The following is a 12,660-nucleotide window of genomic DNA, read 5'->3' as shown; positions in this document are numbered from 1 at the left end:
ACCGTTGGGATGGCGCGAAGACCCCTCACCCCAGCCCTCTCCCGACAGGGAGGGGGCTTCGCCGCTCTTTCGGCAGTTGCCGGTCAGGCATTTGGGGTGAGTGGCGTGGGTGCGTCGGTAATGCGACGCCCGGGAGCACGCTTCCTCATGCTGAAGTGCCGCCCGCCGGGCGGCCTCGAAGCACGCCGTCGCTGCCCACGGACCTGTACCGCGAAACACCGCGTCGGCATGGCTCCGCGATTGTCCACTTCGGCCCTCCGGCGATCCCGGATTGGCCTGCGGCCGTCCAGGATGATGGCGGGTGGTTCGCGGGCCCGATGAGGAGGCCGGGATCGGCGAGAGGGCACGAACCAACGAGCCGCAGATCCCACCGCACCGTCATCGGATTGTCGTGTCCGCCGGTCTAGAGGCCTGAGCGCGCCGGGCATAGGATCCGCCGGGCGGAACCGGCAAAGGCGGGCTTTCCGTCCGCCGAGCGGGAAGGACCGACATGCCGTTCATCGCCTCGTTCCAGCTCGGCGACTTCGCCAGCACGCTGATCAGCCTCGTGGTCGCCTTCGTCCTCGGCACGCTGATCGGCGCCGAGCGGCAATACCGCCAGCGCATCGCCGGGCTGCGCACCAATGTGCTGGTGGCCATCGGCGCCTGCCAGTTCGTCGACATGGCGATGCATCTCGACGGCGCCGGCGGTGCGGTGCGCGTCATCGCCTATGTGGTCTCGGGCATCGGTTTTCTCGGCGCCGGCGTCATCATGAAGGACGGTGCCAATGTGAGCGGCCTCAACACCGCGGCGACGCTGTGGTGCTCGGCGGCGGTCGGCGCCTGCGCCGGGGCCGACCTCATCGCCCAGTCGGTGGCGCTGACGGTGTTCGTGCTCGCCGGCAACACGCTGCTGCGCCCGCTGGTGCGGCGACTCGAACGGCTGCCGCAGGGCGAGGAGACCGAGGCCAGCTACGAGGTGATCCTGCTCGGCGCCGCCGCCGAGGCGACGGCATTGCAGGCGCGGCTCGCCGAGCAGCTGGAGGAGGCCGCCTATCCGGCCGCCGACATCGAAGCGGTGGAGCGGCCGAATGACATGGTGGAGATCACCGCGCGGCTGGTTTCCACCACCGCCCGCCGAACCGAGCTCGACGCGCTGGCGGCGCGGCTGCGCGGCCTTGCCGGCGTGAGCTCGGCGCACTGGTTCCGCAGCGCCGGCGAATAGGACCGGCCTCAGCCGCCATCGGCCGGCGAGGGCGCCGGGGGAACCGGCGTCTCGACCGGCGGCAGGTATTTGTCGAGCTCGGCGCGCAGCCGCTCGATCACATCGGCGGCCTCGGACAGCTCGTCCTCGACCTTGTCGCGCGGAAATTGGTCGAGATTCGCCGCCATGGCCCGCAACCGTTCCACGATATTGCCGCTCGACATCCGATCCTCCTTGGCCGCGGTCCGCGCCGCGCCGTTGCAGCCTCTGCTGGGGCACCCCTTCGGCACAGAGCATGACATGCTGATGACGCCGCCCCGAACGGTAGCGGACGGCGCGCATCGGCGGAGCCGCGCAGCAGGAAAAACTTAAGCCTAAGCGCAAGCGGCGAGCCGCGGGGAGCGTTCGGCGCTACCGCCGGTCGTGGCGCATGTGCAACAGTGTCACGCATTCGCCACCCTGAGTGGAGCCGGGACCGACGACGCCGTGAAGCCGCCACAAACCGGCACGAAATCCGACCCGAAGAGAGTGGATAGTCGTGCGTAAGGATGCGGTGCTGCTGAATTCCGCATCCGCCGGGAAAGACTGAAGAATGGACGCCAAGACGCTCATCGATAAACGCAACCTGCCCAGCCGTCACGTGACGGAAGGGCCGGCGCGTGCCCCGCACCGCTCCTATCTCTATGCGATGGGCCTCACCCGCGAGCAGATCCACCAGCCGCTGGTGGGCGTGGCGTCGTGCTGGAATGAGGCGGCACCGTGCAACATCTCGCTGATGCGGCAGGCGCAGGCGGTGAAGAAGGGCGTCGCCGCCGCCAGCGGCACCCCGCGCGAATTCTGCACCATCACCGTCACCGACGGCATCGCCATGGGCCATGACGGCATGAAGGCCTCGCTGGCCTCGCGCGAGGTGATCGCCGACTCGGTCGAGCTGACCATTCGCGGCCATGCCTATGATGCGCTGGTCGGCCTCGCCGGCTGCGACAAGTCGCTGCCGGGCATGATGATGGCCATGGTGCGGCTCAACGTGCCGTCGATCTTCATCTATGGCGGCTCGATCCTGCCCGGCTCGTTCCGCGGCCAGCCGGTGACGGTGCAGGACCTGTTCGAGGCGGTCGGCAAATATTCGGTCGGCGGCATGTCGCTCGACGACCTCGACGAACTCGAGCAGGTGGCCTGTCCCTCCGCCGGGGCCTGCGGCGCGCAGTTCACCGCCAACACCATGGCGACGGTGTCCGAGGCGATCGGCCTCGCGCTGCCCTATTCGGCCGGCGCGCCGGCGCCCTACGAGATCCGCGACAAGTTCTGCATGGCCGCCGGCGAGCAGGTGATGGACCTCATCGCCCGCAACATCCGCCCGCGCGACATCGTCACCCGCAAGGCGCTGGAGAACGCCGCCACCGTGGTCGCCGCGTCCGGCGGCTCGACCAATGCCGGGCTGCACCTGCCGGCCATCGCCCATGAGGCCGGCATCGCGTTCGACCTGTTCGACGTCGCCGAGATCTTCAAGCGCACCCCCTATATCGCCGACCTGAAGCCGGGCGGCCGCTATGTCGCCAAGGACATGTTCGAGGCCGGCGGCATCCCGCTGCTGATGAAGACGCTGCTCGACCATGGCTATCTGCACGGCGACTGCCTGACCGTGACCGGCCGCACCATCGCCGAGAACCTTGCCTCGGTTAAGTGGAACCCGCATCAGGACGTGGTGCGCTCCGCCGATAACCCGATCACCCCCACCGGCGGCGTGGTCGGCCTGCAGGGCAACCTCGCCGAGGACGGCGCCATCGTGAAGGTGGCGGGCATGAAGAACCTGAAATTCACCGGCCCGGCGCGCTGCTTCGACGGCGAGGAAGCCTGTTTCGAGGCCGTCACCAACCGCGCCTACCAGGAAGGCGAGGTTCTGGTGATCCGCTACGAGGGGCCGAAGGGCGGTCCGGGCATGCGCGAGATGCTGTCGACCACCGCGGCGCTGTACGGCCAGGGCATGGGCGACAAGCTGGCGCTGATCACCGATGGCCGGTTCTCCGGCGCCACCCGCGGCTTCTGCGTCGGCCATGTCGGGCCGGAGGCGGCGGTCGGCGGCGTCATCGGGCTCATCCGCGACGGCGACATCATCACCATCGACGCCGTCGAGGGGCGGCTCGATGTCGATCTTTCGGACGAGGAGCTTGCCGCGCGCCGTGCGCAGTGGCAGCCGCGTCCCTCAACGGTTGGCTCGGGGGCCATCTGGAAGTTCGCGCAGGCCGTGGGACCCGCCCGTCTGGGCGCGGTGACCCATCCCGGCGGCGCGGCCGAGACATCGTGCTATGCGGATATTTGACCGTCTGGCCCTTATAGCCGTCGTGGCGACGGCGCTGATGCCGCTCTCGGCGGCGATGTCGCGGGCGTTCGCCTTCGACGGCAGCACCGATGCGGGCAACGGCGCCATCACGGCGCCGCGTCCGCTCGACGAGGCGGTGCGCTTCGGCACCCAGGCGCTGCGTTCCGGCGAGACCGACAAGGGCATCGAATCCCTGCGCTACGCCGCCGACCAGGGCCATGCCGGCGCCCAGTGGAAGCTCGGGCGCATGTATGCCGAGGGCGAGGGCGTCGAGCGCAACGACATCAAGGCGTTCGAGTACTTCACCCAGATCGCCAACATGCATGCGGACGACAACCCGTCGACGCCGCAGGCCCGCTTCGTCGCCGACGCCTTCGTGGCGCTGGGCAGCTATTATCTGGCCGGCATTCCCAACAGCAAGGTGCGGCGCGACCCCAACCGGGCGCGCGACATGTTCGCCTATGCGGCGTCGTATTTCGGCGACCCGGAGGCGCAGTACCATTTGGCGCGGCTCTATATCGACGGCGTCGGCGTCAATCGCGACCCGCGCTTCGCCGCCCGCTGGCTGGGCCTTGCCGCGCATAAGGGCCAGTACCAGGCGCAGGCGGCGCTCGGCGGGCTGCTGATGAAGGGCGAGGAGGGCGTTCCCCGCCAGGCGGCGCGCGGCCTGATGTGGCTGACGCTCGCCCGCGACGCGGCGGCCGGCCCGAACGACAAATGGGTGGTCGATCTCTATGACGACGCCTTTGCCGGCGCCACGCCGGACGAGCGGGCGATGGCGCTGGTCTATCTCGAGCAATATATGAAGGTCGAGAAGTAAGCGTCTTTTCGGCCTGGGATTTTTGTTTGATTTCGCCGGGGCTGGACGTGCGCCGCGCCGGCCACGTTCCGGGGCGAGGCTTCGCTTGCCGCCCGGAGAACATGGCCGCGGCAGGGTCGCAGCCCACCGACGGCACGAGCGGCTGAATGCGTGCCCGGCCGATCAGCCGTGAAGCTTCGCGCCCTTGGCGATCTTGTCGACGATCCTGCGTTCCGCGCGGAGGGCTATTCCCACCACCTTGGCCGTCGACGGGTCGAACGTGGAAAAGGCCGCCCGGTTCGCTTCGTCGTGACCGGTGGCGAACATCTCCTCGATAAAGAGCGAGGTGGTGACCTGGCGTTCGAGCGACCGCCTGTGGATGGCGCGGAGGGTGTCTCGATCCGCCGACATGATCACCATCGGCTGGATCGAGAGCGGGTTGTAGACGTGGCCGGCGGCGTCACGATACGGTTCGCCGATGATCTCGGGAAACTGAGCGGCAATGCCGCAACTCAGGAACGCCGTGACGTTCAGTTCCTGCCAGGCCGCGAGATCGTCCCGCAACACAATCGTGACCTTGGTATCGAACATGCGAAAGGCATCCACTGGCTGTTTGATCGGCGGGTCATCCCTAGCGTCGAACAGCGGGCCGGGTCTTGAAGGTTCGTGCGGATTCGACGGCATCGTCCAAGCGCGCGCCACGCGGGGGATCGAGCGGATCGAGGCCCGCTTCCGGGGCAATGGCTATTCGCCGCATCGCCACGATACCTACGCGCTCGGCGTCACGCTCTCCGGCGTGCAGACCTTCCACTACCGGGGCGAGACGCGTTTCAGCCTGCCGGGCCAGGTGATCGTCCTTCACCCCGACGAACTGCATGACGGGGCGGCGGGGACGGAACGCGGCCTTCGGTACCGGATGCTCTATCTGCCGCCGGAGCGCGTGATCGAGGCGGCGGGCGGCCGTCGCCGCCTGCCCTTCGTGCCAAGCCCGATTCTGAGGGACGACGAGCTTCGGCAAAGCCTGCTGCAGGCGCTCGGCGATCTGCAGGGCGAACCCTCCGATCTCGCCTGGGATGATCTCCTCGCCCGTTTCGCGGATCGGCTCTGGCGGCACGCCGATACCGAGGGGGCGAGGAGGGGATTTGTCGCCCATGGCGCGGTCACCCGGTGCCGGCAATTCCTGTACGACAACAGCGACCGGCCGGTCTCCTCTGACGAGCTGGAGCGGGTCGCTGGCCTGGACCGATATGCGCTCGCCCGCCATTTCCGGGCGATGCTCGGCACCAGCCCGCACCGTTACCTCGTCATGCGCCGGCTCGAAAAGGCGCGCTCGCTGATGGCTGAGGGGCTGAGCCTCTCGGAATCCGCCACCGCGTCAGGCTTCGCCGACCAGAGCCACTTCACCCGCCATTTCAAGAGCGCGTTCGGCATGACGCCGGGAAGATGGCTCGTGCTGACGGGAAGGGCCGGCGAGGGATGCGTCCGGCGGGATCCCTGAAGGGCAGGTCACCCGGCCGGACGGCCGGCGCTCATGCCGCGATGTCGAGATCCGCCCAGACCGGCACATGGTCGGAGGGCTTCTCCCAGCTGCGCACATGCTTGTCGATGCCGGCCCCGGTGAGGAGGTCGGCAGCCTGCGGGGAAAGCAGCAGGTGGTCGATGCGGATGCCGTTGTTCTTCTGCCAGGCGCCGGCCTGATAGTCCCAGAAGGTGTACAGGCCGGCTTCGTCGCTGGTCGCCCGTACCGCGTCGGTGAGGCCGAGGGCCTCGAGGGAGCGGAAGGCGGCACGGGTTCGCGGCAGGAACAGCGCGTCGCGCACCCACATTTCCGGATGGGCGGCGTCCTCCGGCTCGGGAATGACGTTGTAGTCGCCGGCGACGATCAGCGGCTCCTCCAATTCGAGCCGCGCGGCGATATGCGCCTTCAGCCGCGCCATCCAGGCGAGCTTGTAGGGATATTTCACGGGATCGTCGGGCGGGTTTCCGTTCGGCAGGTAGATGCCGCAGACCCGCACCACGCCGCCGCCGGGACGCGACACCACCACCTCGATGAAGCGCGACTGCACATCCTCGTCGTCGCCAGGCAGGCCGTTGGTCACCTCGTCGAAGGGCAGGCGGGAGAGCACGGCGACGCCGTTGAAGCCCTTCTGCCCGTGCACGGCGACATTATAGCCGGCGGTCTCGAAGGCGTCGCGGGGGAACTGGTCGTCCTGGCACTTGATCTCCTGCAGGCAGACGACGTCCGGCTTGCGCTCGGCGAGCCAGGCCAGGGTATTGTCGAGCCGCAGCCGGACGGAATTGACGTTCCAGGTGGCGATGCGCATCCGCGAGATATCCGCTTCGGGAGGGGGCTGAATCGGCGGGCAGCATGCCGCCTCGGCCGGCGCCGCGCAAATGCCCGGGATCACCGGTGTGGTTGGCGCCGAGCGGGATGGGGAATCTTGGCGTCGCTGATGCAGTAGCGGCCGTGCTGATAGCAGCCATCCGTCAGCTGCCGGTCGAGGCTGCGGAACAGATGCGCCAGTACGGAACGCAGGGTGGCCATGAACATGAAAGTCTCCATCGACCGGGATCGGCCGTGCCCTCAATGTGGGCGGCGCCGCGTCAGCTTTCGATTGGGAAGAGCGGGAGGCGGCATAAGCGGGACGTAAGGGCGGGCGCCCGCGCCGATGGCTGCCGGTTTGCGGGAGCGGAGGGTCGGCTGCTAGGGTCACGGCGCACGGCATCCGAAGATGGAGCGACGCATGGCCGGATACGGACCCTATATCGTCGGCGTGATCGCCGGACTGGTCGCGGCACTCGCGCTCTCCGCTGCGCTGGCCATCGAGGGCACCCCGCAACTGCTCCTGTTCGGCCTGCTGCCGGCGTTCGGCGGCGCGGTGGCCGAACGCGTCCATGCCGCACGCCGCTGAACCTGTCCTGCCGTGCCCTCCGTCATGCCACCGGCATCCGCCGCCTCAGATGAGCACGCCGGTGCTAGGATTGCCTCTCACCTGCGGGAAGGGAACCGATGCCGTGGCCACGGAAGTTCGCCATCAGGCTCGCCGCAACGCTGACCGGCGGGTTTGCGTTGTGGTGGCTGTTCGAGACGGTTTCGCCATCGACCAACATGCAGCCTTATCAGGTGGTGATCCATGCCGCGGTCATCGCCGGCGCCAGCATGTTTTGGGGCGACCGCGGCTCGGCGTCGCAGGATTGACGGACTGACGCGCGCCGAGAGCCGCAGCCTCACACCACCGGCAGCAGCCGCCGCACGATCAGGGCGCCGGAGCGCGCGACTTCGTCGAGGAAGCGGTGGATGTCGAAGTGGGATTCGTGGCCGGCCAGATCGGACAAGGCGCGGATCACCACCCAGGGCACGCCGAAGGCGGCGCAGACCTGCGCCATGGCGGCGCCTTCCATCTCCACCGCGCGGGCGTCGAAATCGCGGAACAGCGCCTCGCGCACCTGCTCGTTATTGATGAACTGGTCGCCGGTGAGCACCCGGCCGAAATGGATGCGCGGCGGGCGGGTGCTGGCCTCGGCGGTGACGGAGAGGGGGGAGGGCTCGTAATCCGCCAGCGCCGCGGCGATGCGGCCGGCGAGGGCGGCGTCGAGAGCGAGGCCGAGGCCGTCGAACGGATTGAAGAAGGGTTGGTGGCCGTGCTGGTACACGACGAAGCCGCCCGGCCCCTCATAGCCGTGGTCGTGCTGCACCACATGATCGGCAATGACGACGTCGCCGACCGACAGCGCCGGATCGAGCCCGCCGGCGACGCCGGAGAACATCACCGCGCTGGCGCCGAAGCGCTCGATCAACAGCGTGGCGGCGATGGCGGCATTGACCTTGCCCATGCCGGCCTTGGCCAGCACCACCGCCTCGCCATCGAGCCGGCCGGCATGAAAGGCCATGCCGGCGGCGTCGAAGGTCTCCGCATGCTCGAGATTGTCGAGCAGATAGGCGACTTCCTGCTCCAGCGCGCAGAGCACGCCGATGCGCCTCGAGCCGCCGTGCGGCATCAGAGTGCGAAGCTGGTGCCGCAGCCGCAGGAGGCGGTGGCGTGCGGGTTGCTGATCTTGAACGAGGCGCCGATCAGATCGTCGACGAAATCGATATGCGAGCCGGACATGTATTCCAGCGACACCGGATCGACGACGACGGTGGCGCCGTCGCGGGCGATGACGATATCGTCCGCCGCCTTCTCGCGGGTGATATCGAACTTGTACTGGAAGCCGGAGCAGCCGCCGCCCTCGACGCTGACCCGGAGCATGCTCTCGGGCGGCTCGGTGGCGAGGATCTCGGCGATGCGGCGGACGGCGCTGGCGGTGACCGCCACATCGGTCGCCGCAACGTCTTCGGCAGAGGGAACGAGGGAGGCGTCAGCCATCGGGGCGGCCTTCGTATGTTGGATCGGCGGAGTTGAACATGACTGCCTGAATAGTTAAGTGCGGACGCCGCCGAGTCAAAGGGGTGATCGCGCAGAGGAGACCCGCGCATGGCGCTCGCCGCCGCCGAGCCACGGGCCGACTGGGCCGCCCGCGCCGAGGAAAGCCGCGGCCGCCTGGTGGCCGAGCCGTCGGGCGGCGCGCGCAGCGCCTTCCGCCGCGACGCCGACCGCATCATCCATTCCAGCGCCTTCCGCCGGCTGGCCTACAAGACGCAGGTGTTCACCTATCACGAGGGCGACCATTACCGCACCCGGCTGACCCACACGCTGGAGGTGGTGCAGGTGGCGCGCTCGATCGCCCGTGCGCTGGGGCTCGACGAGGACCTCGCCGAGGCGCTGGCGCTGGCGCATGATCTCGGCCATCCGCCCTTCGCCCATGCCGGCGAGCGGGCGCTCCACGCCTGCATGGCGAGCTATGGCGGCTTCGACCACAATGCCCAGTCGCTGCGGGTGGTGACGCGGCTGGAGAACCGTTATCCCGGCTTCGACGGGCTGAACCTCTCCTGGGAGACGCTGGAGGGCATCGTCAAGCATAACGGGCCGCTGACCGGGCCGGACTGCAAGCCGCTGCCGCACGCCATCGCCGAGCATGTCGAGAAGCAGGACCTGTGGCTGGGAAGCTGGCCTTCGGCGGAAGCGCAGGTCGCCGCCATCGCCGACGACATCGCCTATGACGTGCACGACCTCGACGACGGGCTGCGCGCGGGGATGTTCACGGTGGAGGAATTGCAGGTGCTGCCGCTGGTCGGGGAGGTGATCGCCGGCATCGCCGCCGACTGGCCGGGGCTGTCGGGCGCGCGGCTGGTGCACGAGGTGGGCCGGCGGATGATCACGCTGCTGATCGAGGACGTGGTGGGCGAGACGCGGCGGCGGGCCGTCGCGCACCGGCCGGAAAGCGCCGACGATGTGCGCCGGCTGGGCCGCGCGCTGGTCGGCTTTTCGCCGGGACGGGCGGCGGGCGAGCGGGCGATCAAGGATTTCCTGTTTCCGCGCATGTACCGGCACCCGCGGGTGATGTCGGAGATGGAGGCGGCCGGGCGGGTGGTGCGCGACCTGTTCGGCGGCTACATGGCCGACAGCTTCACGCTGCCGGTGGAGTGGCGCGCCGGGATGGACGGGCGCACCGAGGAGGGACGGGCGCGGCGCATCGCCGATTTCCTCGCCGGCCAGACCGACCGCTATGCGCTCGCCGAGCATGCGAGGCTGTTCGACGCCGGGAATGTGTGATGACGTTTCGCCTCGTCGCTTGCATCCCCACATCGTCGCGGCCGGGCTCGATCCGGCCATGAAGGTTAATGTTCGCTGCGCCCCTGCGAAGAGGAGCGTCTCGGTTTGGACGTCGGCTTCCGGGTGGTGTGCCATCGTCCCGTTCGGGGGCCACCCATAGAATCGAGCCGTAAATCGCATGGCACGGACAGATCAGAGCGCGATCAATCTGCGGATCGTCATCGAGCAGCCGGTCGTCGGCGTGCTGCATAGTCTTCAGGCAAAGGATGGGTCGCCGCTCGATCCGAAGTGCTCCCGTGAGGGCGAGGCGCTGCGGTTCGATTTTCAGGTCCGCGTGGGTCCGGGGCCCAAATTCTTCGGCGATCAGGTGCGTCGCGAAGGCCCGGTGCGGAGATTTGTCTATGTTCGCATCGGCCAACTGGCCGGCGACACCTCTTCGCCCTGGTCCCGCCGCATGAAGATCGACATCCACGATATCGGAAACGAGCTGCTGGATCGGGCGGCCGACAGCGGAGAGATCATCGAAACAACCGTCATCGGTACCGGCAAGGACGGCACTCCCGCCTGCGCCACGGTACCGCCAACGGGGCGGCGCATCGTCGGGTGCTGAGGCCATGGCGCCGCGCGGGCCGCAGGTCGACACCCAAACCGGGCCGCCGCCGGTTCCCCCGCGCTTTGACTTGCCCCCCGAAACGCGCTAGCGCGGCGCGCGCCCTATCGGGCCTATGCTGCGGAGCCTCGCCATGAACGTCTATGCCCTCTTCGCCGAACATGTCCGCGCCGCGCTCGATGCGCTGGCCGCCGACGGTGTGCTGCCGGGCGGCATCGACGCGCGACGCGTGGTGGTCGAGCCGCCGCGCGACGCCAGCCACGGCGACCTCGCCACCAATGCGGCGATGGTGCTGGCCAAGGAGGCGGGCCTCAAGCCGCGCGAGCTCGCCGACAAGCTGGCCGAAAAGCTGCGGACGGTGCAGGACGTCGCACGGGTCGACGTCGCCGGGCCGGGCTTCATCAACATCGCGCTCGCCCCGGCCTTCTGGCCGCGGGTGATCGAGGCGGTGCTGATCCAGGGCGATGATTTCGGCCGCTCCGGCATGGGCGGGGCGCAGGCGATGAATGTCGAATATGTCTCGGCCAACCCGACCGGGCCCATGCATGTCGGCCATTGCCGCGGCGCGGTGTTCGGCGACGCGCTCGCCAATCTGCTCGCCTTCGCCGGCTGGGCGGTGACGCGGGAATATTACATCAACGACGCCGGCGTGCAGGTGGACGTGCTCGCCCGCTCGGCTTACCTGCGCTATCGCGAGGCGCTGGGCGAACAGATCACCATCCCAGAGGGGCTTTATCCCGGCGACTATCTGGTGCCGGTCGGGCGCGACCTGGTGGTGAAATACGGCCGCACGCTCATCGACAAGAGCGAGGAGGACTGGCTGCCGCTGGTGCGCAAGGTCGCCATCGACGAGATGATGGCGATGATCCGCGCCGACCTCGCGGCGCTGAACATCCGCCATGGCGTGTTCTTCTCCGAGCGGACGCTGCATGCGCGGGAAGCCGGCAATTCCAGCACCATCGACCGGCTGCTGGAAGACCTGCGCGCCCGCGACCTGGTCTATGACGGCCGCCTGCCGCCGCCCAAGGGCGCGCCGGTGGAGGACTGGGAGGATCGCGAGCAGACGCTGTTCCGCGCCACCGAATATGGCGACGATGTCGACCGGCCGCTGGTCAAGTCGGACGGCACCTATACCTATTTCGCCGCCGACATCGCCTACCACAAGGACAAGTTCGACCGCGGCTTCAAGCAGATGATCGACGTGTGGGGCGCCGACCATGGCGGCTACATCAAGCGGATGCAGGCGGCGGTGAAGGCGGCGACGGGAGGGGAGGGCCGTCTCGACGTCGAGATATGCCAGCTGGTGCGCCTGCTGCGCAATGGCGAGCCGGTGAAAATGTCGAAGCGTGCTGGTACCTTCGTGACATTGCGTGAAGTGGTGGATGAAGTCGGCCGCGACGCGGTGCGCTTCATGATGATCCATCGCAAGAACGACGCGGTGCTCGATTTCGACCTCGCCAAGGTGATGGAGCAGAGCCGCGAGAACCCGGTGTTCTATGTGCAGTACGCCCATGCGCGGGCGCGCTCGATCCTGCGCAACGCCCGCGAGGCGTTCGGCGAGCAACTGCCGTCCGACCCGGCGGCGTTCGCCGACGAGGAGCTGTCGCGGCTGACCGACGAAGGCGAGGTGGCGCTTGCCAAGCTGATCGCCGCGTGGCCGCGGCTGGTCGAGCAGGCGGCCTCGGCACGCGAGCCGCACCGGGTGGCGTTCTATCTCTACGACCTCGCCAGCGCCCTGCACGCACAGTGGAATCGGGGCAAAGACGCGCCACATTTACGCTTCATTATCGAAGATGATCGAAAGTCAACTTATGCGCGGCTGGCACTCGTTCACGCGGTCGCGCTGATCATCGCTTCGGGTCTCGCAATCCTCGGAGTCGATGCTCCCGAAGAAATGCGGTGAGCGCGTTGCGTAAGGTCTCGCTCCGCTCGTCCTAAGTGCGCCTCCGGTCCTGCCGGCGGGTGTTCGCACGCAGCCAACAGGTCCGGTTAACATGGTCAACGACGGCACTTCACGTTATCGGCAGAGTGAGCCGGGGCCCGCCCCGCGCCCGGCCGAGGGAAGGTCCAACGCCGCTGATCCGCTTGCCGAAC

15 protein-coding genes are annotated in these 12,660 nt (G+C 68.4%); 9 read left to right on the top strand and 6 right to left on the bottom strand.

Annotation, left to right across the window (positions count from 1 at the left end):
• Positions 1-490 precede the first annotated feature (490 nt).
• Positions 491-1,204 (top strand): MgtC/SapB family protein, encoded by a 714-nt coding sequence (locus tag J2X65_RS15445; protein WP_310202558.1) that lies wholly within the window; start codon positions 491-493, stop codon positions 1,202-1,204.
• Between the two features lie 8 nt (positions 1,205-1,212).
• Here J2X65_RS15445 and J2X65_RS15440 read toward each other — a convergent pair whose 3' ends face one another.
• The gene (locus J2X65_RS15440; RefSeq protein ID WP_310202557.1) at positions 1,213-1,407 is read right to left on the bottom strand and encodes a hypothetical protein; all 195 of its coding nucleotides are present in this window, start codon (positions 1,405-1,407) and stop codon (positions 1,213-1,215) included.
• A gap of 368 nt (positions 1,408-1,775) precedes the next feature.
• On the opposite strand from J2X65_RS15440, the gene ilvD reads away from it, so the two are divergent.
• Entirely contained in the window at positions 1,776-3,503 is a 1,728-nt protein-coding gene (ilvD, locus tag J2X65_RS15435; protein ID WP_310202555.1) for a dihydroxy-acid dehydratase, read from the top strand.
• On the top strand, positions 3,490-4,323 hold the full coding sequence (locus J2X65_RS15430) for a tetratricopeptide repeat protein (protein ID WP_310202552.1): 834 nt from the start codon (positions 3,490-3,492) through the stop codon (positions 4,321-4,323). Before ilvD ends, J2X65_RS15430 begins: the two co-directional genes overlap by 14 nt.
• A 162-nt stretch (positions 4,324-4,485) precedes the next feature.
• On the opposite strand, the gene J2X65_RS15425 is transcribed toward J2X65_RS15430, so the two are convergent.
• Positions 4,486-4,893 (bottom strand): DUF2000 family protein, encoded by a 408-nt coding sequence (locus J2X65_RS15425; protein WP_310202550.1) that lies wholly within the window; start codon positions 4,891-4,893, stop codon positions 4,486-4,488.
• Here J2X65_RS15425 and J2X65_RS15420 point away from each other — a divergent pair.
• Positions 4,892-5,800, top strand: a complete 909-nt coding sequence (locus J2X65_RS15420; RefSeq protein ID WP_310202548.1) for an AraC family transcriptional regulator — start codon at positions 4,892-4,894, stop codon at positions 5,798-5,800. The two genes, J2X65_RS15425 and J2X65_RS15420, sit on opposite strands and share 2 nt — an antisense overlap.
• 31 nt (positions 5,801-5,831) lie before the next feature.
• On the opposite strand, the gene xth is transcribed toward J2X65_RS15420, so the two are convergent.
• Together xth and J2X65_RS15410 are read right to left on the bottom strand one after the other, a co-directional pair.
• Entirely contained in the window at positions 5,832-6,626 is a 795-nt protein-coding gene (gene xth, locus J2X65_RS15415; RefSeq protein WP_310202546.1) for an exodeoxyribonuclease III, read from the bottom strand.
• An 80-nt stretch (positions 6,627-6,706) separates the two neighbouring features.
• Positions 6,707-6,853 (bottom strand): hypothetical protein, encoded by a 147-nt coding sequence (locus tag J2X65_RS15410; RefSeq protein ID WP_310202544.1) that lies wholly within the window; start codon positions 6,851-6,853, stop codon positions 6,707-6,709.
• A gap of 193 nt (positions 6,854-7,046) precedes the next feature.
• Between J2X65_RS15410 and J2X65_RS15405 the strand changes: the two genes are divergently transcribed.
• Entirely contained in the window at positions 7,047-7,214 is a 168-nt protein-coding gene (locus J2X65_RS15405; protein WP_310202542.1) for a hypothetical protein, read from the top strand.
• Positions 7,215-7,312: 98 nt separating this feature from the next.
• Positions 7,313-7,501: a hypothetical protein gene (locus J2X65_RS15400; RefSeq protein WP_310202539.1), complete on the top strand. Its 189-nt coding sequence runs from the start codon at positions 7,313-7,315 to the stop codon at positions 7,499-7,501.
• Between the two features lie 29 nt (positions 7,502-7,530).
• On the opposite strand, the gene J2X65_RS15395 is transcribed toward J2X65_RS15400, so the two are convergent.
• Both J2X65_RS15395 and erpA read right to left on the bottom strand, forming a co-directional pair.
• Positions 7,531-8,301 (bottom strand): 5'-methylthioadenosine/adenosylhomocysteine nucleosidase, encoded by a 771-nt coding sequence (locus J2X65_RS15395; protein ID WP_310202537.1) that lies wholly within the window; start codon positions 8,299-8,301, stop codon positions 7,531-7,533.
• Complete coding sequence (gene erpA, locus J2X65_RS15390; protein WP_310202535.1) at positions 8,301-8,669, bottom strand: iron-sulfur cluster insertion protein ErpA; 369 nt, start codon at positions 8,667-8,669, stop codon at positions 8,301-8,303. Before erpA ends, J2X65_RS15395 begins: the two co-directional genes overlap by 1 nt.
• Before the next feature lie 108 nt (positions 8,670-8,777).
• Between erpA and J2X65_RS15385 the strand changes: the two genes are divergently transcribed.
• The 3 genes from J2X65_RS15385 (at position 8,778) to argS (ending at position 12,469) form a co-directional block, all read left to right on the top strand.
• On the top strand, positions 8,778-9,956 hold the full coding sequence (locus tag J2X65_RS15385) for a deoxyguanosinetriphosphate triphosphohydrolase (protein ID WP_310202533.1): 1,179 nt from the start codon (positions 8,778-8,780) through the stop codon (positions 9,954-9,956).
• 178 nt (positions 9,957-10,134) lie between these two features.
• On the top strand, positions 10,135-10,566 hold the full coding sequence (locus J2X65_RS15380) for a DUF5990 family protein (protein WP_310202531.1): 432 nt from the start codon (positions 10,135-10,137) through the stop codon (positions 10,564-10,566).
• 133 nt (positions 10,567-10,699) lie between these two features.
• Positions 10,700-12,469 carry an arginine--tRNA ligase gene (gene argS, locus J2X65_RS15375; protein ID WP_310202529.1) on the top strand — a complete coding sequence of 590 codons (1,770 nt, stop codon included), beginning with the start codon at positions 10,700-10,702 and terminating at the stop codon, positions 12,467-12,469.
• The last annotated feature ends 191 nt before the right edge of the window (positions 12,470-12,660 follow it).

Origin of the sequence: Ancylobacter sp. 3268 (assembly GCF_031456575.1) — a bacterium.
Lineage (GTDB): Bacteria > Pseudomonadota > Alphaproteobacteria > Rhizobiales > Xanthobacteraceae > Ancylobacter.
This window is presented reverse-complemented; position numbering and strand designations above follow the sequence as displayed.